This is a genomic window from Metapseudomonas phytobenefica (genome assembly GCF_043392685.1).
Taxonomy (GTDB): domain Bacteria; phylum Pseudomonadota; class Gammaproteobacteria; order Pseudomonadales; family Pseudomonadaceae; genus Metapseudomonas.
This window is the reverse complement of sequence record NZ_JBHZGM010000001.1, coordinates 388,822-407,599: the sequence shown is the minus strand read 5'-3', so window position 1 is coordinate 407,599 and position 18,778 is coordinate 388,822. Positions and strand designations below refer to the sequence as shown.

Sequence of the window (18,778 nt, the reverse complement as noted above, 5' to 3'; positions counted from 1 at the left end):
AGCGGACGACATGAGCGCTTTCCTGATCGCCCTGGCGGTGGTCTACCTGCTGCCCGGACCCGACATGATCCTCCTGCTGCAAACCGGCGCCCGCCAGGGGCGCGCCATGGCCCTGGCAACCGCGCTCGGGCTGGCGCTGGCGCGTGGCTGCCACGTGGCGCTGGCCGGTCTCGGCCTGGCGGTACTGTTCAAGACCGCGCCCTGGACCTTCGATGTCGTTCGCCTGGCGGGTGCCGCTTACCTGCTCTGGCTGGGCCTGAAGCTGTTCCAGGCAGAGGCGTCGGCATTGCGGATGGATGCCGGGCGCCAGCTTTCGAGGGCCTACGGGCAGGCCTTGCGCCGTGGCCTGCTGACCAACCTGCTGAACCCCAAGGCGCTGGTGTTCTGCTCCGTGCTGCTGCCGCAATTCGTCAGCCCGGACACCGTCCCTCTGGGGTTGCAGTTCGCCCTGCTGGGGGCCGTTCTGGTCGCGGTGGGGCTGGCCTTCGATTCGCTCTATGCGCTGACGGGACAAGGGCTGGGTCACTGGCTGGGACGCCGGCCGCTGGTGCAGCGGGTGCAGCAGTGGCTGTTCGGTGGGGTGCTGGTGGGGTTCGGGGTGAGGCTGGCGGTGTTGCGGGAGCTGTGATCCCGGGTGCTTTTCCTTGTGGGGGCGAATTCATTCGCGAAGCAGGCCAACGGCCTGCCCGGCAATGCGGAATGGGGCCGCTGCGCGCCCCTCAGCGAATGAATTCGCTCCACAATGAAGCGGGTCGTTCCCTGTCGAGTTTCAGCCGTTGATGGTTTCCACGTTGTGGCAGGCCACTTGGCGGGCGTCGAGCAGGCGCAGTTCCGGTACTTCCACCCTGCAGCGCTCGGTGGCGTAGGGGCAGCGCTTATGGAAGGCGCAACCGGGCGGCGGGTCGAGGGGATTGGGCAGTTCGCCGGCGATCTTGATCTTCGGCTTGGCCGGGTCCGGGTGGATGGCCGGCGTGGCCGAGAGCAGGGCCTTGGTATAGGGATGCAGCGGACGCTCGTAGATCAGTTCGCTGGGGCCCATTTCCACCGGGCGGCCGAGGTACATCACCAGCACATCGTTGGACACGTGGCGCACCACGGCCAGGTTGTGGGAGATGAACACGTAGCCGGTGTTGTAGCGCTCCTGCAGGTCCATGAAGAGGTTGAGCACCTGGGCCTGGATCGACACGTCGAGGGCCGAGGTGGGCTCATCCGCCACCAGTACCTTGGGGTTGAGCATCATGGCGCGGGCCAGGGCGATGCGCTGGCGCTGGCCGCCGGAGAACATGTGCGGATAACGCTGGTAATGCTCGGGGCGCAGGCCCACCTGCTGCATCATCGCCTGCACCTGTTCGCGGCGCTCGGCACGGGACAGGCCGGTGTTGATCAGCAGCGGTTCGGCCAGCTGGTCGCCCACCTTCTGCCGCGGATTGAGCGAGGCGTAGGGGTTCTGGAACACCATCTGCACGTCACGGCGCAGTTGCTTGCGGTCTTCCTTGCTGGCGCCCGCCACTTCGCGGCCGGCGATCTGCAGGGAGCCGGAGGAGGGTTCCTCGATCAGGGTCAGGGCGCGGGCGAGGGTGGACTTGCCGCAGCCGGACTCGCCGACCACGGCGAGGGTGCGGCCGGCTGCCAGTTCGAAGGACACGCCATTGAGGGCGCGTACCAGGGCGTGGGGCTTGAACAGGCCACGGGAGACTTCGTAGTGGCGGTGCAGGTCGCGGGCGGTCAATACGGCACTCATCGCGCCACCTCGATCAGGTTAAGGGGGTAGAAGCAGCGCACGGCGCCATGGGCGTGCGGGTCCAGTGTCGGGCGCCGGGCCACGCAGTTGGACTGCCCGTAGGGGCAGCGCGGCGACAGCAGGCAGCCGTGGGGGCGGTCGTAGCGGCCGGGCACGATGCCGGGCAGCGTCGACAGGCGACGGGCGCCCAGGCTGTGCTCGGGAATCGCCTTGAGCAGGGCTTCGGTATAGGGATGGGTGGGCGCGTCGAACAGGCGCGGTACTTCGCCGATTTCCACGGCCTGGCCGGCGTACATCACGCACACGCGGTCGGCGGTTTCGGCGACCACGGCCAGGTCATGGGTGATCAGCACCAGGGCCATGCCCTGGTCGCGCTGCAGGTCCAGCAGCAGGTCCATGATCTGCGCCTGTATGGTCACGTCCAGGGCGGTGGTGGGTTCGTCGGCGATCAGCAGCTTGGGCTCGGCGGCGATGGCCATGGCGATAGCCACGCGCTGGCTCATGCCCCCGGACAACTGGTGCGGATAGGCATCGAGACGGCTGGCGGCACCGGGGATTTCCACCCGTTCCAGCAGCTCAAGGGCGCGCTGGCGGGCAGCCTTGCCCTTCAGGCCGAGGTGCTGGCGCAGCACTTCCTCGATCTGGAAGCCCACGGTGTAGCTGGGGTTGAGCGCGGTCATCGGGTCCTGGAAGACCATCGCCAGGTCCTTGCCGACGATGTGCCGACGCTGCTTGCCCTTGAGCTTGAGCATGTCGTGGCCGTCGAAGCGCAGGCTGTCGGCGGTGATGCGGCCGGGAGCGTCGATCAGGCCCATCAGCGCCATCATGGTCACCGACTTGCCGGAGCCAGACTCACCGACGATGGCCAGTACTTCGCCCTTGTTCACCGAAATGTCGAGGCCATCCACCACCGGGACGGCGTTGGCGTCGCCGAAGCGCACGCTGAGGTTGTTGATCTCGAGGAGGCTCATGCGGCGGTCTCCGGGCGATGCGCAATGCTTGAACGCGGCGTTGTAGGAGCGAGCTTGCTCGCGAAGGGAGGCTGCAGGTTCGCCAGCAAGCTGGCTCCTACGGGGAGCCGGCGCGGAACGGAAATTCTCATGGCGGGCTCCTCAGACTGCATTCTTGAGTTTCGGGTCCAGCGCATCGCGCAGGCCGTCGCCCATCAGGTTGATCGCCAGCACGCTGAGCAGGATGGTCAGGCCGGGCAGCGAGACCACCCACCAGGCGCGTTCGATGTAGTCGCGCGCGGAGGCCAGCATGGTGCCCCACTCGGGAGTCGGCGGCTGCACGCCGAGGCCGAGGAAGCCCAGGGCGGCGGCGTCGAGGATGGCCGAGGAGAAGCTCAGGGTGGCCTGGACGATCAGCGGCGCCATGCAGTTGGGCAGCACGGTGACGAACATCAGGCGCAGCAGGCCGGCGCCGGCCAGGCGCGAGGCGGTGACGTAGTCGCGGTTCAGCTCGCCCATCACCGAGGCGCGGGTCAGGCGCACGTAGGAGGGCAGGGAGACGATGGCGATGGCGATCACGGTGTTGATCAGGCCCGGGCCGAGGATGGCGACGATGGCCACCGCCAGCAGCAGGGACGGCAGAGCCAGCATGATGTCCATCAGGCGCATGATCGACGGGCCCAGCAGGCGTGGGAAGAAACCCGCCACCAGGCCGAGGAGGATGCCGGGAATCAGCGACATCACCACCGAAGACAGGCCGATCAGCAGGGACAGGCGGGCGCCGTGGATCAGGCGCGAGAGTAGATCGCGGCCCAGTTCGTCGGTTCCGAGCAGGAACTGCGCCTGGCCGCCTTCCAGCCACACCGGCGGGGTCAGCAGGAAGTCGCGGAACTGCTCGCTCGGGTCATGGGGGGCGACCCAGGGCGCGAAAAGGGCGCAGAAGATGATCAGGATCATGAAGGCAAGGCCGCCGACAGCACCCTTGTTGTGGGCGAAGGCCTTCCAGAATTCCTTGAGGGGAGAGGGATAGAGGACGCTAGGGTCGACCTGAGGTTGCATGGCATTCATGTTCAGGCCTCCTTAACGCTGATGACGGATGCGGGGGTTCACCAGGCCGTAGAGGATGTCCACGACGAAGTTCACCAGGATTACCAGGCAGGCGATCAGCAGGATGCCGTTCTGCACCACCGGATAGTCACGGGCGCCGATGGCTTCGATCAGCCATTTGCCGATGCCCGGCCAGGAGAAGATGGTTTCGGTCAGCACCGCGCCGGCGAGCAGGGTGCCCACTTGCAGGCCGAACACGGTCAGCACCGGGATCAGCGCGTTGCGCAGGCCGTGGACGAAGACCACGCGGGCGGGCGACAGGCCCTTGGCGCGGGCGGTGCGCACATAGTCTTCGCGCAGCACTTCGAGCATGGCCGAGCGGGTCATGCGGGCGATCACCGCCAGCGGGATGGTGCCCAGCACGATGGCCGGCAGGATCAGGTGGCGCAGGGCGTCGACGAAGGCGCCTTCTTCTTCGGACAGCAGCGTGTCGATGAGCATGAAGCCGGTTTTCGGCTCGATGTCGTAGAGCAGGTCGATGCGCCCGGACACCGGCGTCCAGCCCAGCCCCACGGAGAAGAACATGATCAGCAGCAGGCCCCACCAGAAGATCGGCATGGAGTATCCCGCCAGGGAAACGCCCATCACCCCGTGGTCGAATAGCGAGCCGCGCTTCAGGGCAGCGATCACCCCCGCCAGCACCCCGAGGGTGCCGGCGAAGATCAACGCGGCGATGGCTAGTTCCAGGGTGGCGGGGAACAGGGTGAGGAATTCGTGCCAGACGCCTTCGCGGGTGCGCAGCGATTCGCCCAGGTCGCCGTGGGCCAGCTTGCCGATGTAGTCCAGGTACTGTTCCGGCAGCGGCTTGTTGAGACCGAGGCGTTCCATGGCCTGGGCGTGCATTTCCGGGTCTACCCGGCGCTCACCCATCATCACTTCCACCGGGTCGCCGGGAATCAGGCGGATTAGTGCGAAGGTGAGCAAGGTAACGCCGAAGAAGGTGGGGATCAGAAGCCCCAGTCGGCGCGCGATGAAACTCAACATTTGGGCGAATCACTCCTCATCTTTTGTTTTGCCGGTCAGCGTACCGACCGTTCCCAGCAGTTTAGGCCGCATGGGTAAAGGCACCGCCCCGAGAGGCGGTCGCCTTGCGTTTTTTGTGGCAGGTGAGATTGGCCTCGTCCGATCTGGGCGTCGGTTTGAGGATGTGAAGGAGGCCGGTTGACCGGCCTCGCTCACTCAGCGTCCGTTGGAGACGCCGTAGAAGCTGTTGCGTCCGAAGGGGCTGATCAGGAAATCCTTCACGCTGGCACGCATCGGCTGGTAGACCGTGGAGTGGGCGATCGGGGTGATCGGCACCTGCTGTTGCAGGACGTGCTGGGCCTGTTTGTACAGCTCGGTGCGTTTCTCGACGTCGGTGGTGGCCTTGGCGGCCTTCACCAGTTTGTCGTAGCTGGCGTCGCACCATTTGGAGAAGTTGTTGCCGTCCACCGAATCGCAGCCGTAGAGAGTGCCCAGCCAGTTGTCCGGGTCACCGTTATCGCCGGTCCAGCCGATCAGCATGGCGTCGTGCTCGCCGGCATGGGCGCGCTTGATGTACTCGCCCCACTCGTAGCTGACAATGCGCGCCTTGATACCCACCTTGGCCCAGTCGGCCTGGAGCATTTCGGCCATCAGCTTGGCGTTGGGGTTGTAGGGGCGCTGCACCGGCATGGCCCAGAGGGTGATCTCGGTGCCTTCGGCAACGCCGGCGGCCTTGAGCAGTTCCCTGGCCTTGTCCGGGTTGAACTCGCGGTCCTTGATGGTTTCGTCGTAGGACCACTGGGTCGGTGGCATGCCGTTCACCGCCAGCTGGCCGGCGCCCTGGTAGACGGCGTCGATGATGGCCTTTTTGTTCACCGCCATGTCCAGCGCCTGGCGCACTTCGAGTTTGTCGAAGGGGGCGCGGGTGACGTTGTAGGCGATGTAGCCGAGGTTGAAGCCGGGCTCGCTCGGCACCTGCAGGTTCGGGTCCTTCTTCAGGGCCTCGATATCGGCGGGACGCGGGTTGAGGGTGATCTGGCACTCGCCGGCCTTGAGCTTCTGGGCGCGTACCGAGGCATCAGTGTTGATGGCGAAGATCAGGTTGTCGATCTTCACGTCTTCCGGCTTCCAGTAGTCCTTGTTGCCGGTGAAGCGGATCTGCGCGTCCTTCTGGTAGCGCTTGAGCACGAAGGGGCCGGTGCCAATGGGCTTCAGGTTGATGTCGGCGGCCTTGCCGGCCTTGAGCAGCTGGTCGGCGTATTCGGCAGACTGGATCGCGGCGAAGTTCATCGACAGGTTCTGGATGAAGGCGGCATCCACCTCGTTCAGGGTGAAGGCCACGGTCATGTCGTCGAGCTTCTCCACCCGGGCGATGTTCTTGTCCAGGCCCATGTCGGTGAAGTAGGGGAATTCGCTGGGGTACGCCTTACGGAACGGGTGGTTCTTGTCCAGCATGCGCTGGAAGGTGAACACCACGTCGTCGGCGTTGAAGTCGCGGGTCGGCTTGAAGTAATCGGTGGTGTGGAACTTCACGCCCGGGCGCAGGTGGAACACGTAGCGCTTGCCGTCTTCGCTGATGTCCCAGTTGCTGGCCAGGGCCGGTTCGACCTGGGTGCTGCCACGCTGGAACTGGGCCAGGCGGTTGAACAGGGTTTCCGAGGTCGCATCGAAATCAGTGCCGGTGGTGTACTGGCCCGGATCGAAGCCGGCGGGGCTGCCTTCGGAGCAGAACACCAGGTTGCTGGCGGCGTGGGTGAGGCCGGAGCCAAGGATGAGACCTGCGGCGATCAAGGATTTGAGCGCGGTTTTCTGACGCATGCGAACCTCGTTGTTGTTTTTCTGAGGGCGGCATATCAGGTGTTGAAGCCTGCGGTGTCTTGTACACCTGATCCTGCGACTTCGTGGGCCGCAGGTTGCCCGTCATTCGCGAGCCGGGGCCGGAGGCCGGTATTCCCGGGCGGGCGATGGTGGCGAAGGGGAAAGGAGTGCTTGCGCCTCCGCCTGCCGAGGCTGAACTTAAGTGATGCTGAAATTAAGGTCAACTTAAATTCAGTGGTGTTTACTTCCGAAAGCCGACGGCTCAGGGCGCGGGGTGGTCGTCGAAAAGGCCCATTGTGGTGACGGTCAGTACCTCAGCCACTTCCTCGCCGGAGTTGGCGAGATAGTGCGGTTTGGCTGCATCGAAATGCACCGAGTCCCCCGGGCCCAGGGGATAGTCGTGGCCTTCGATGGTGTAGACGATCTGCCCGGACAGCACATAGGCGAACTCGGCGCCTTCATGGGAAATGAGCTCGGATCGGTAGCCCACCGGCATGCTCATTTTCACCGCGTTGATCTGGTTGCCGGGAAAGTTGCTGGACAGGCGCTCGTAGGCCAGCGGCTGGCCACCGATGGTGTAGCGCACGCGCTGGCCCTGGTGGGAATCGGGCTGGTGCTGGCTGGGCTGGTCGAACAGGACGTTGAGGGGAATTCCCAGCGATTTGGCGATGTTCGCCAGGGAAGAGATCGACACGCCGGTGAGGTTGCGCTCGGCCTGGGACAGGAAACTGGCGGTGAGGCCCGATTCGGCGGCTACCTGGTTCAGGGTCTTGTTGGCGGCGCGGCGGTAGCGGCGCAACCGTTCGCCGATCTGTTCTACGGTCATTGGCATGGCTCTGGTTTCGAGGACGCCAGTATAACGGGCGGCGCAATGCAGAAAAGGCTTGTCGCCTTGTTGAAAATTAAGTGGTACTGAAAATTGGCGTTGACGGTTATTTAAGTGGAACTTAAATTCTGCGCACCGCAACACGACTCGGGAGAACAATTATGACGGTAGGAGTGGGTGGCAAGACGCCGGAACAGGCGCTCGCCGGCCTGTCGAACATGGCCGCGGGCATGGGCCCCATCGGTCTCGACGAGTATCAGGCGCGCATTGCCAAGGCCCAGGGCCTGATGCGTGATCAGGGCATCGCGGCCATCTACCTGAACGCCGGCAGCAACCTGCGTTACTTCACCGGAGTGAAGTGGAACCCGAGCGAACGCATGGTGGGCGCCGTGCTGCCCGCCGATGGCCCGCTGGTCTACATCGCCCCGGCCTTCGAGGAAGGCACCATCCGCGATTTTCGTGAGGTGGACGGGGTTATCCACACCTGGCACGAACACGAGAGCCCCTACCGCCTGCTGCTGGACATGCTGGCCGGCATGGGCATCGCTGCCGAGGCCCGCATCGGTCTCTGCCCGTCCGTGGCCTTCTTCATGTACGACGGCATCCGTCGGCTGGGGGCCGCCTTCGAGTTCGTCAATGCCGCCTGTGTCATCGATCCCTGCCGCTTCCACAAGTCCGCCACCGAACTGGCGCTGATGCAGCGCGCCAAGGACATGACCCTGGAAGTGCACAAGGCTGCCGCCAGCATCCTGCGCGAGGGCATCAGCACCGCCGAGGTCGCCGAGTTCATCCACCAGGCGCACCGCAAGGTGGGTGCGCCGGGTTCCACCTTCTGCATCGTGCTGTTCGGCGAGGCCAGCGCCTTCCCCCATGGGGTGAAACATGCGCAGGTGCTCAAGGACGGCGACATGGTGCTGATCGACACCGGTTGCCAGCTCCACGGCTATCAGTCGGATATCACCCGCAGCTATGTGTTCGGCTTGCCGAGCGAACGCCAGCGCGCACTCTGGAGCCTGGAGAAGGCGGCACAACTGGCCGCCTTCGAGGCTGCGCGTCCTGGCGCGCCCTGCGGCTCGGTCGATGCCGCCGCCCGCCGTTGCCTGGAAGCCGGTGGCCTGGGGCCGGATTACCAGCTACCGGGCCTGCCGCACCGCACCGGTCACGGCATCGGCATGGATATCCACGAAGGACCATACCTGGTGCGTGGCGACGAAACGCCGCTGGCCGAGGGCATGTGCTTCTCCAACGAGCCGATGATCTGCGTACCGGGCGAGTTTGGCATTCGCCTGGAGGATCACTTCTACATGACCCCCACCGGGCCGCGCTGGTTTACCCAGCCGAGCCATTCCATCGACGATCCGTTCGGGTTGGAGGCCTGAGGGCAGGTCTTCGGCCTGCTTTCGCGACTGAAGCCGCTACAGGACTGCGGATAGCTCCCTCTCCCTTCAGGGAGAGGGTTGGGGAGAGGGTAGTCGTGCCCGCTCGGACTTCCAGGGGCAGACCTGCGGTCTGCTTGGCGAATAAATTCGCCCCTACAGCTTCACCCTGGCGAAGTTGTTCGAGCCCATCGGGTTCAACTGGAAGCCCTCCACGCCTTCGCGCACGGCAGCGAACTGCTTGGGGTGGGCGAGGGGGATCCACGGCGCCTGTTCGTGGAAGATCGCCAGCGCCTGCCGATAGAGTTCGGCGCGGCGGGCGGGGTCGGTGATGGCGCGGGCCTCGCGGATCAGCGCGTCGAATTTCTCGTCACACCAACCTGCCTGGTTTTCCCCTGAGCGCGCTGCGGCGCAGGACAGGTTGGGGGTGAGGAAGTTGTCCGGGTCGCCGTTGTCGCCGGCCCAGCCCATGAACACCAGATCGTGCTCGCCATTCTTGGCGCGCTTGATCAACTCACCCCATTCATAGACGCGAATCTCTGCCTTGATGCCGATGGCGGCCAGGTCGGCCTGGAGCATCTGTGCGCCGATGCCGGGGTTGGGGTTGGTCGGGCCGCCACCGGGGCGGGTCCAGATGGCCAGCTTGAAGCCGTCCTTGTAGCCGGCCTCGGCCAGCAGCTGGCGCGCTCTTTCGGGATCGTGGGGCCAGGGTTCCAGCTTGTCGTTGTAGCCCAGCAGGCTGGCCGGGTAGGGCGCCACGGCGATGCTGGCGTTGCCTTCGCCGAACTGCGCACGAAGGTAGGCGTGTTTGTCGAAGGCGAGGTTGATGGCCTGTCGCACGCGCACGTCGTCCAGCGGTGGATGGCGGGTGTTGAGGCCGACATAGGCGACCAGCAGGGAATCCAGTTCCAGCACCTTGAGCCCTGCTTGCTGACGAAGGCTGGCGATGTCGGTAGGGCGCGGGTACACGGCGATCTGGCAGGCGCCGGCCTTGAGCTGTTGCACCCGCACGTTGGGATCGGGGGTGATGGCGAACAACAACTTGTCCACAGCCGGCTTGCCTGCCCAGTAGGTCGGGTTGGCGTGGAAGCGGACCTGCGAATCCTTACGGTAGCGCTCGAAGACGAAAGGCCCGGTGCCGACCGGTTCGCGGTTGAGCCGCTCGGTCTGGCCGGTCTTGAGCAACTGGTCGGCGTACTCGGCGGAATAGATGGAGGTGAAGCCCATGGCCAGGTCGGCGAGGAAGGGCGCCTCCGGGTGTCTCAGGGTGAAGCGCACGCGGTGGTCGTCGAGCTTCTCGACACGCTCGATCAACTGGGAAAAGGCCATGGATTCCATATAGGGATAGCCGCGCGGAGAGAGCTTGTGCCAGGGATGTGCGGGGTCGAGCTGGCGCTGGAAGCTCCAGAGCACGTCGTCGGCATTGAACTCGCGGCTGGGGGTGAACCAGGGCGTGCTGTGGAAGCTGACGCCCTTGCGCAACTGGAACTCGTAGACCAGGCCGTCGGGGCTGATGGTCCAGCTCTCGGCGAGGCCCGGCTGCAAGCGGGTGCTGCCGGGAGCGAATTGCACCAGGCGGTCGAAGACGGTTTCGGCCGAGGCATCGGCGGTGGTCGCGGCGGTGTACTGGACGATGTCGAAGCCTTCCGGGCTGGCTTCGGTGCAGACCACCAGTGCCTGGCTGGCGAAGGTATGGAGGGGAAGGCAGAGAGCGAGGGGCAATAGGCGTCGGCGCATCGGTCTTCCTTGTGGACAGTGAGGAAAACGGGGCCCGAAGGCCCCGTTTGCCGGCTTACTCGCCGACGCTCACGCCATAGAAGGAGTTGAGCGCGAACGGACTGATCTTGAAGTCCTGCACGTTCTTGCGCATCGGCTGGTAGACGGTGGAGTGGGCGATCGGGGTGATCGGCACGTTGTCTTTCAGGATGTGCTGGGCCTGCTTGTACAGCTCGGTACGCTTGGCCTGGTCAGTGGTGCGTTTGGCTTCCTTGATCAGTTTGTCGTAGCTGGCGTCGCACCATTTGGAGAAGTTGTTGCCGTCCACCGCGTCGCAGCCGTAGAGGGTGCCCAGCCAGTTGTCCGGGTCACCGTTGTCGCCGCTCCAGCCGATCAGCATGGTGTCGTGTTCGCCGGCCTTGGCGCGCTTGAGGTACTCGCCCCATTCGTAGGTGACGATCTTGGCCTTGATGCCCACCTTGGCCCAGTCGGACTGGAGCATTTCGGCCATCAGCTTGGCGTTGGGGTTGTACGGGCGCTGCACCGGCATGGCCCAGAGGGTGATCTCGGTACCTTCGGCAACGCCTGCGGCTTTCAGCAGCTCCCTGGCCTTGTCCGGGTTGTAGCCGGCGTCCTTGATGGTCTCGTCATAGGACCACTGGGTCGGCGGCATGCCGTTCACCGCCAACTGGCCGGCGCTCTGGTAGACAGCGTCGATGATGGCCTGCTTGTTCACCGCCATGTCCAGCGCCTGGCGCACTTCGAGCTTGTCCAGCGGCTTGTGGGTGACGTTGTAGGCGATGTAGCCATCGTTGAAGCCCGGCTGCGACGGCATCTTCAGGTTCGGGTCGTTCTTCAGCGCTTCCAGGTCGGCCGGACGCGGGAAGAGGGTGATCTGGCATTCATTGGCCTTGAGCTTCTGCATGCGTACCGACGCATCGGTGCTGATCGAGAAGATCAGGTTGTCGATCTTCACATCCTCGGGTTTCCAGTAGTCCTTGTTGCCGGTGAAACGGATCTGCGCGTCCTTCTGGTAACGCTTGAACACGAAGGGGCCGGTGCCGATGGGTTTCTGGTTGATGTCGGCGGCCTTGCCTTGTTTGAGCAGCTGGTCGGCATATTCGGCGGAGTGGATGGAGGCGAAGCTCATGGCCAGGTTCTGGATGAAGGCTGCATCCACACTGTTGAGGGTGAACTTGACGGTGTTGTCGTCGACCTTCTCCACCCTGGCGATGTTGGCGTCCATGCCCATGTCGGTGAAGTAGGGGAATTCGGTGGGGTACGCCTTGCGGAAGGGGTGGTCCTTGTCGAGCATGCGCTGGAAGGTGAAGAGCACGTCGTCGGCGTTGAAGTCGCGGGTCGGCTTGAAGTAATCGGTGGTGTGGAACTTGACGCCCTTGCGCAGGTGGAAGGTGTAGGTGAGGCCATCGGGGGAAACGTCCCACTTCTCGGCAAGGCCCGGGATCACTGCGGTGCCGCCGCGCTCGAATTGGGTCAGGCGGTTGAAGACGGTTTCGGCGGAGGCGTCGAAATCGGTGCCGGTGGTGTACTGGCCCGGATCGAAACCGGCGGGGCTGCCTTCGGAGCAGAACACCAGGTTGCTTGCAGCGCTGGCGAAGGGTGCGCTGGCGATCAGCCCAGCCGCGACAAGTGCCTGGATGACGGCGTTTTTACGCATGTTGACCTCATGTTTATTCTGTTTGTCATCGTGAGGGGCCCCTTGTGGGGGCCTTGCGAGAAGCTATGCAGGGCATATGCCCGAGGCAATAGCCGGACGGGAAAGAGTGTAGTCGGCGGAATAAAGCTGTAAGCGCCTGTCGCAATTCTGCAAATCCAGGCCGTGGGAAGGGGGAGGGCGCCACTCCGGATGTGATGGCGCCCCGTGCCGGATCAGGGCATCTGCACTTCGATGGTGCCGTCGGCACTGACGCTGACGCGGCTGTTGCCGGCTTCTATCTCCGGTACGGCGGCTGCATCGGCGTAACCCTTGGCGGCCATGGCGCGCATCATGATCGGCTGCGGCGGCTGGAAGCCGGCACTGTTCAGATTCAGGTTGACCAGCTTGTAGCCCTTGCCGCCGAGGGCGTCGGTGGCCAGTTGGGCGCGCGCCTTGAAGGCGTCCACGGCCTGCTTGATCAGGTCGTCTTCGTGGGTCTTGCGGGTCTTCTCGGCGATGCTGAAGTTCATGCCGGCCATCTTCAGCTGACCCATCAGGTCGGCGCTGAGCTGGGACAGGGCGGCGAAGTCGGCGCTTTCCAGGCGCAGTTCGGCGCGTTCGCGCCAGGCGGTGATCTTCTGGCCCTTCTCGTCATACACCGGGTAGCTGTTGCGGCTGCCCAGGCTGACGGTGACGCCCTTGGCCTTGCGGGCCTTCTCCACGGCGCTGTTGAGGGTGCGGGTGATCTCGTCGGCCAGCTTGGCCGGGTCGGTGTTCTGCGATTCGCTATAGAGAGTGACGTGCATCAGGTCGTGGGCGACGTCCTGGCTGACTTCGGCACGCACTGCCACCTGGTTGTAGCGGGCTTCGTCGGCGGCCTGGGCCGAAAGGCTGCCGAGGCTGGCGGCGCAGAGGGCGAGAGCGGCGGCGAGACGGGTGAACTTGGGCATGTCGACTCCTTGTGGGACAGGGTTCCGCACGGGTTGCGCGGTGATTCGCCATAGTGGACGAAGGTATCCGGCCGTTCGGGTTAACGGCGATGCAAATTGACCAGGAATTGGGACCGATGTTCCAGTGTGACGGTGGCTGAGTGCCTTGTGGGGGCGATTTATTTGCTATGCAGGCCGCAGGCCTGCCCTGGTGCCAGGAACGGGAACGCTGCGCGTCTCTTTGCGAATGAATTCGCCCCCACAGGATTAGGTTGTATCCGCCAATTATCCCCACTGCGGCGAGTTGCCGCACAGAGGCGGGCCGGGGTGCGCCTTGGTTATACTCCGGCGATTCCAGGGAGTGCCCATGCTCGAACCCGTACAGCTACTGTCTGCCAGCCGCCAGAACCTGCTGCGGCTGACCCTGATCCGCATCCTTGTCCTGGCCGCCCAGGCCGGCTCGGTCGGCCTCGCCTACAAGACCCAACTGCTGCAACTGCCCTGGGTCGCATTGAGCGTGACCCTCGGCGTCTCGCTGGTCCTTTGCGTGGGCTCGGCGTTGCGCCTGCGCGGGCCCTGGCCGGTGACCGAGCTGGAGTATGCGGTGCAGCTGGGCTTCGACCTGATCATCCACAGCGTGCTGCTGTATTTCTCCGGGGGATCCACCAACCCCTTCGTTTCCTATTACCTGGTGCCGCTGACCATCGCCGCGGCGACCCTGCCCTGGCTCTACACCGTGACCCTGGCGGGCCTTGCGCTGGCGGCCTACACCTTGCTGCTGGTGCTGTTCCATCCGCTGGAAATGCCTACCGGCCAGCGCGAATCGCTGCTGATCTACGGCATGTGGCTGAGCTTCGCCCTGGCGGCGGCGCTGATCACCTTCTTCGTCGCCCGCATGGCCGAGGAGCTGCGTCGCCAGGACCAGCTGCAGGCGGTGCGCCGCGAAGAAGGCATGCGTGACCAGCAGCTCCTCGCCGTGGCCACCCAGGCCGCCGGCGCCGCCCATGAACTGGGCACGCCGCTGGCGACCATGAGCGTGCTGCTCAAGGAACTGCGCCAGGAGCACGGTGACAAGCCAGGCCTGCAGGACGACCTGGCCCTGCTGCAGGAGCAGGTGATGCTCTGCAAGGACACCCTCCAGCAACTGGTGCGTGCCGCCGAAGCGGATCGTCGCCAGGCGGTGGTGGAGCAATCGGTGATCGAGTGGCTGGAAGTCACCCTGAATCGCTGGCACCTGATGCGTCCGGAGGCCACCTACCGCTACCAGTGCATGGGCCTCGGCGTGGCGCCTCGGCTGAAACCCCCGGCGGACCTGACCCAGGCCCTGCTGAACCTGCTCAACAACGCCGCCGACGCCTGCCCGGAAAAGCTCGATATCCGCATCAACTGGGACCACCAGTGGATGGTGTTGACCATCCGCGACCACGGCGCTGGCGTTCCCCTGGCCATTGCCGAGCAACTGGGCCGGCCCTTCTTCACCACCAAGGGCAAGGGCTTCGGCCTTGGCCTGTTCCTGAGCCAGGCCAGCGTTACCCGTGCCGGCGGCACGGTTAAACTTTATAACCATGAGGAGGGCGGCACCCTGACGGAGCTGCGCCTGCCGCGCACCTATGGCGTCGCCTGAGTGCCTTGACGAAGAGGAAGCGAGATGACTGACGAACCCCTGATCGAAGGCGAAGAACAACCCCATCTGCTGCTGGTGGACGACGACGCCACCTTTACCCGCGTCATGGCCCGGGCGATGACCCGTCGTGGCCTGCGGGTGTCGGTAGCCGGCTCCGCCGAGGAAGGCCTGGCGATGGCCAAGGACGACCTGCCCGACTACGCGGTGCTCGACCTGAAGATGGACGGCGACTCCGGCCTGGTCCTGCTGCCCAAGCTGCTGGAACTGGACCCGGAAATGCGCGTGGTGATCCTCACCGGCTATTCGAGCATCGCCACCGCGGTGGAGGCCATCAAGCGCGGCGCCACCAACTACCTGTGCAAACCGGCCGACGCTGACGACGTGCTGACTGCGCTGCTCTCGGAACACGCCGACCTGGACAGCCTGGTGCCGGAAAACCCGATGTCGGTGGACCGCCTGCAGTGGGAGCACATCCAGCGTGTGCTGGCCGAGCACGACGGCAACATCTCCGCCACCGCCCGCGCCCTGGGCATGCACCGCCGGACCTTGCAACGCAAGCTGCAGAAGCGGCCGGTGCGCCGCTGACCGCCTGCATTTGCCACTTCCTTGTGGGGACGAAGGAAATCGCCCCCACAAGGAAATTTCCCCTCCGCTGTTGGTATCCTTAGCCGCCTAACTATTCCCGCCGCCAAGGTTGCCCCATGCTCGCCGTCGTCCAGCAGACCCTCAGCATCACCGCGCCGGTGTTCTCCATGCTGTTCCTGGGGGTGGGGCTCAAGCGCCTTGGCTGGATCGATGGCGCGTTCATCAACACCGCGTCGTCACTGGTGTTCAAGGGCACCATGCCAACCCTGCTGTTTCTCGGGATCGTCCGGGCGGACCTCGGCGCCGCGCTGAAACCGGAAATGATCGGCTACTTCATTGCGGCCACCATCCTGTGTTTCCTGATCGGCTGGGGCTGGGCCATCCTGCGTTGCCCGGCCGAGGATCGCGGCATCTATACCCAGGGCGCCTTTCGCGGCAACAACGGCATCGTTGGCCTGGCGCTGGCGACCAGCATGTACGGCGACTACGGCTTGTCGGTGGGCAGTATCCTCGGCGCGGTGGTGATCCTCAGCTACAACTCGCTGTCCTCCATCGTCCTGGCGATCTACAGCCCGAATGCCAAGAGCGATCCGCTGAGCCTGGCCCGGAGCATCATCAGCAACCCGCTGATCATTGGCGTGCTGGCTGCCTTGCCGGTGGCGTACTGGCAATTGCCGCTACCCAAGTGGCTGCTCACCTCGGGCGAATACTTCGCGCAGTTGACCCTGCCCCTGGCACTGATCTGCATCGGTGGCACCTTGTCGCTGGCGTCCCTGCGCTCCAGCGGCAGCATCGCCGTCAGCGCCAGCCTGATGAAGATGGTCTGGCTGCCGATCCTGGCGACGCTGGGCGCGTGGCTGTGCGGGTTCCGCAACGCCGACCTGGCGATCCTCTTCCTTTATTTCGCCAGCCCGACCGCCGCGGTGAGTTTCGTCATGGCCCGCGCGGTGAATGGCAACCACGAACTGGCGGCGGCGATCATCGTGATCACCACCCTGGCGGCTGTGGTCACCACCAATATCGGCCTGTTCCTGCTGCAGTGGGCCGGCTGGATCTGAGTGGGAAGCGTTTTGGGCAGGGGGCGCCGTGCGCACCGCGCAGCCTACGGATGAGCGGGTGTCAGGACTTCTGGTAGTCGTCGATGACTTCCTGGGCGGCGCGGAAGGCGTCGATGGCGGCGGGAACGCCGGCGTAGACGGCGCAGTGCAGCAGGGCTTCGCGGATTTCTTCCACCGTGCAGCCGTTGTTCAGCGCACCGCGCACATGGCCCTTGAGCTCCTGCGGGCACTTCAGGGCGGTGAGGGCGGCGAGGGTGATCAGGCTGCGGGTCTTGCGCGGCAGGCCTTCACGATTCCACACGCCACCCCAGGCGTGCTCGTTGACGAAGTCCTGCAGCGGCTGGGTGAATTCGGTGGCATTGCCCAGGGCGCGGTCGACGAAGGCGTCGCCCATCACTTCCCGGCGTACCTGCAGGCCGGATTTGCGTTCTTCGCTCATTGTGAGTCTCCAGTCAGTCGAGGGATTCCACCCGCACGGGCGCCACGCCGGCGCGGAGCATGCCGAGCCGTTCGGCGGCTTCGCGCGACAGGTCGATGATCCGGCCGCGAACGTGCGGACCGCGGTCATTGATGCGGACCACCACTGTGCGGTCGTTGTTGAGGTTGGTCACCTTCACCCGGGTGCCGAAGGGCAGGGTGCGGTGGGCGGCGGTCAGGGCGTGCTGGTCGAAGCGCTCGCCGCTGGCGGTGCGCTTGCCGTGGTGGCGGGAGCCGTAATAGGACGCCTTGCCCTCGGCCTTGTAGCCGTGGGCCGAATCGCTGCCGCCAAAGGGGCTGGTGCTGCAACCGGCCAGCAAAAGAGCGAGCAAGGGAAGCCAGATCAGGGGGCGAACCATATCGAATGCCTCGGACAAGAAAACGCCGGGCAAGCCCGGCGTCATCACTGGGGTCAGCTTTCGAGTTTCTTCTTGAGCAATTCGTTCACCTGACCGGGGTTGGCCTTGCCCTTGGAGGCCTTCATCGCCTGGCCGACGAAGAAGCCGAACATCTTCGCGCGCTTGGCTTCGTCGCTGGCGCGGTACTGTTCGACCTGGGCGGCGTTGGCGGCCAGCACTTCGTCGAGCATGGCGTCGATGGCGCCGGTATCGGTGACCTGCTTCAGACCCTTCTTCTCGATGATCTCGTCGGCGGAACCTTCGCCGGCGGCCATGGCCTCGAAGACCATCTTGGCAATCTTGCCGGAGATGGTGTTGTCCTTGATGCGCAGGAGCATGCCGCCCAGCTGCTCGGCGGAAACCGGCGACTGTTCGATCTCCAGGCCTTCCTTGTTGAGCAGGCTGGCCAGTTCGACCATCACCCAGTTGGCGGCCAGCTTGGCGTCGCCGCAGACCTTCAGTACGGCCTCGAAGTAGTCGGCCATCTCGCGGCTGGCGGAAAGCACGCTGGCGTCGTAGGCCGACAGGCCGTACTCGCTCTGGAAGCGCTCGCGCTTCTGGTTGGGCAGCTCGGGCAGCTGGCTGCGGACTTCATCGAGGAAGCTTTGCTCGATCACTACCGGCAGCAGGTCGGGGCAGGGGAAGTAACGGTAGTCGTTGGCTTCTTCCTTGCCGCGCATGGAACGGGTCTCGTCCTTGTTCGGGTCGTACAGGCGGGTTTCCTGCACCACCTTGCCACCGTCCTCGATCAGCTCGATCTGGCGCTGGATCTCGTGGTTGATGGCCTTCTCGATGAAGCGGAAGGAGTTGACGTTCTTGATCTCGGCGCGAGTGCCGAACTCGGCCTGGCCCTTGGGACGAACCGAGACGTTGCAGTCGCAGCGCAGCGAACCTTCGGCCATGTTGCCGTCGCAGATGCCGAGGTAGCGCACCAGGGCGTGGATGGCCTTGACGTAGGCCACCGCTTCCTTGGCGCTGCGGATGTCCGGCTCGGAGACGATTTCCAGCAGCGGAGTGCCGGCGCGGTTCAGGTCGATGCCGGTCATGCCGTGGAAGTCTTCGTGCAGGCTCTTGCCGGCATCTTCTTCGAGGTGTGCGCGGGTGATGCCGATGCGCTTGACGGTGCCGTCTTCCAGGGTGATGTCCAGGTGCCCCTTGCCGACGATCGGATGCTCGAACTGGCTGGTCTGGTAGCCCTTGGGCAGGTCCGGGTAGAAGTAGTTCTTGCGGGCGAAGACGTTCTTCGGGGCAATTTCGGCGTCGATGGCCAGGCCGAACATGCAGGCCATGCGCACCGCTTCCTGGTTCAGCACCGGCAGGGTGCCGGGCATGCCCAGGTCAACCAGGCTGGCCTGGGTGTTGGGCTCGGCGCCGAAGGTGGTGGCGCTGCCGGAGAAAATCTTCGATTGGGTGCTGAGCTGTGCGTGGATTTCCAGCCCGATCACTGTTTCCCATTGCATGTGTAGTGTTCCTCAATCCTGCTGTGCCTGCGCAACCCCTCTCCCGCCCGTTCGGGCCACCCTCTCCCTGAAGGGAGAGGGGAAAAGGACGCA

At 64.8% G+C, this 18,778-nt stretch carries 17 protein-coding genes; 5 read left to right on the top strand and 12 right to left on the bottom strand.

The features are described 5' to 3' along the window. Positions 1 to 10 precede the first annotated feature (10 nt). Positions 11 to 628, top strand: a complete 618-nt coding sequence (locus tag ACFW0B_RS01895) for a LysE family translocator (protein ID WP_449146255.1) — start codon at positions 11 to 13, stop codon at positions 626 to 628. A gap of 141 nt (positions 629 to 769) precedes the next feature. Here the strand turns inward: ACFW0B_RS01895 and ACFW0B_RS01890 are convergent, their stop codons facing one another. The 6 genes from ACFW0B_RS01890 to ACFW0B_RS01865 form a co-directional block, all read right to left on the bottom strand. Further along, a complete protein-coding gene (locus ACFW0B_RS01890) occupies positions 770 to 1,741 on the bottom strand; it encodes a peptide ABC transporter ATP-binding protein (RefSeq protein WP_449146254.1) in 972 nt (323 codons plus the stop codon). Then, entirely contained in the window at positions 1,738 to 2,712 is a 975-nt protein-coding gene (locus ACFW0B_RS01885) for an ABC transporter ATP-binding protein (RefSeq protein ID WP_449146253.1), read from the bottom strand. The genes ACFW0B_RS01890 and ACFW0B_RS01885 overlap by 4 nt, the downstream gene beginning before the upstream one ends. 141 nt (positions 2,713 to 2,853) lie before the next feature. Continuing rightward, a complete protein-coding gene (locus ACFW0B_RS01880; protein ID WP_449146252.1) occupies positions 2,854 to 3,759 on the bottom strand; it encodes an ABC transporter permease subunit in 906 nt (301 codons plus the stop codon). 12 nt (positions 3,760 to 3,771) lie between these two features. Beyond that, the gene (locus ACFW0B_RS01875) at positions 3,772 to 4,782 is read right to left on the bottom strand and encodes an ABC transporter permease subunit (protein ID WP_449146251.1); all 1,011 of its coding nucleotides are present in this window, start codon (positions 4,780 to 4,782) and stop codon (positions 3,772 to 3,774) included. A 195-nt stretch (positions 4,783 to 4,977) separates the two neighbouring features. Continuing rightward, positions 4,978 to 6,579 (bottom strand): ABC transporter substrate-binding protein, encoded by a 1,602-nt coding sequence (locus tag ACFW0B_RS01870; protein ID WP_449146250.1) that lies wholly within the window; start codon positions 6,577 to 6,579, stop codon positions 4,978 to 4,980. Positions 6,580 to 6,841: 262 nt separating this feature from the next. After that, complete coding sequence (locus tag ACFW0B_RS01865) at positions 6,842 to 7,405, bottom strand: cupin domain-containing protein (protein WP_449146249.1); 564 nt, start codon at positions 7,403 to 7,405, stop codon at positions 6,842 to 6,844. A 161-nt stretch (positions 7,406 to 7,566) separates the two neighbouring features. Between ACFW0B_RS01865 and ACFW0B_RS01860 the strand changes: the two genes are divergently transcribed. Continuing rightward, positions 7,567 to 8,784: a M24 family metallopeptidase gene (locus ACFW0B_RS01860; RefSeq protein WP_449146248.1), complete on the top strand. Its 1,218-nt coding sequence runs from the start codon at positions 7,567 to 7,569 to the stop codon at positions 8,782 to 8,784. A gap of 153 nt (positions 8,785 to 8,937) precedes the next feature. On the opposite strand, the gene ACFW0B_RS01855 is transcribed toward ACFW0B_RS01860, so the two are convergent. The 3 genes from ACFW0B_RS01855 to ACFW0B_RS01845 all read right to left on the bottom strand — a co-directional run bounded on the left by ACFW0B_RS01855 (position 8,938) and on the right by ACFW0B_RS01845 (position 13,104). Further along, the gene (locus ACFW0B_RS01855) at positions 8,938 to 10,518 is read right to left on the bottom strand and encodes an ABC transporter substrate-binding protein (protein ID WP_449146247.1); all 1,581 of its coding nucleotides are present in this window, start codon (positions 10,516 to 10,518) and stop codon (positions 8,938 to 8,940) included. Positions 10,519 to 10,573: 55 nt separating this feature from the next. Continuing rightward, on the bottom strand, positions 10,574 to 12,175 hold the full coding sequence (locus ACFW0B_RS01850) for an ABC transporter substrate-binding protein (protein ID WP_449146246.1): 1,602 nt from the start codon (positions 12,173 to 12,175) through the stop codon (positions 10,574 to 10,576). Positions 12,176 to 12,387: 212 nt separating this feature from the next. Beyond that, entirely contained in the window at positions 12,388 to 13,104 is a 717-nt protein-coding gene (locus ACFW0B_RS01845) for an SIMPL domain-containing protein (protein ID WP_449146245.1), read from the bottom strand. 346 nt (positions 13,105 to 13,450) lie between these two features. Between ACFW0B_RS01845 and ACFW0B_RS01840 the strand changes: the two genes are divergently transcribed. The 3 genes from ACFW0B_RS01840 (at position 13,451) to ACFW0B_RS01830 (ending at position 16,350) form a co-directional block, all read left to right on the top strand. Continuing rightward, the gene (locus ACFW0B_RS01840) at positions 13,451 to 14,707 is read left to right on the top strand and encodes an ATP-binding protein (protein ID WP_449146244.1); all 1,257 of its coding nucleotides are present in this window, start codon (positions 13,451 to 13,453) and stop codon (positions 14,705 to 14,707) included. A gap of 24 nt (positions 14,708 to 14,731) precedes the next feature. Then, the gene (locus tag ACFW0B_RS01835; protein ID WP_449146243.1) at positions 14,732 to 15,292 is read left to right on the top strand and encodes a response regulator transcription factor; all 561 of its coding nucleotides are present in this window, start codon (positions 14,732 to 14,734) and stop codon (positions 15,290 to 15,292) included. 116 nt (positions 15,293 to 15,408) lie between these two features. Then, positions 15,409 to 16,350 carry an AEC family transporter gene (locus ACFW0B_RS01830; RefSeq protein ID WP_449146242.1) on the top strand — a complete coding sequence of 314 codons (942 nt, stop codon included), beginning with the start codon at positions 15,409 to 15,411 and terminating at the stop codon, positions 16,348 to 16,350. A gap of 61 nt (positions 16,351 to 16,411) precedes the next feature. Here the strand turns inward: ACFW0B_RS01830 and ACFW0B_RS01825 are convergent, their stop codons facing one another. From ACFW0B_RS01825 to gatB, 3 genes are read right to left on the bottom strand one after another with little or no spacing between them, the layout of a single operon-like run. Next, on the bottom strand, positions 16,412 to 16,789 hold the full coding sequence (locus tag ACFW0B_RS01825; protein ID WP_449146241.1) for a carboxymuconolactone decarboxylase family protein: 378 nt from the start codon (positions 16,787 to 16,789) through the stop codon (positions 16,412 to 16,414). Positions 16,790 to 16,802: 13 nt separating this feature from the next. Beyond that, positions 16,803 to 17,186 carry a septal ring lytic transglycosylase RlpA family protein gene (locus tag ACFW0B_RS01820; RefSeq protein WP_449146240.1) on the bottom strand — a complete coding sequence of 128 codons (384 nt, stop codon included), beginning with the start codon at positions 17,184 to 17,186 and terminating at the stop codon, positions 16,803 to 16,805. A 53-nt stretch (positions 17,187 to 17,239) separates the two neighbouring features. After that, positions 17,240 to 18,685 carry an Asp-tRNA(Asn)/Glu-tRNA(Gln) amidotransferase subunit GatB gene (gatB, locus tag ACFW0B_RS01815; RefSeq protein WP_449146239.1) on the bottom strand — a complete coding sequence of 482 codons (1,446 nt, stop codon included), beginning with the start codon at positions 18,683 to 18,685 and terminating at the stop codon, positions 17,240 to 17,242. Between the last annotated feature and the right edge of the window lie 93 nt (positions 18,686 to 18,778).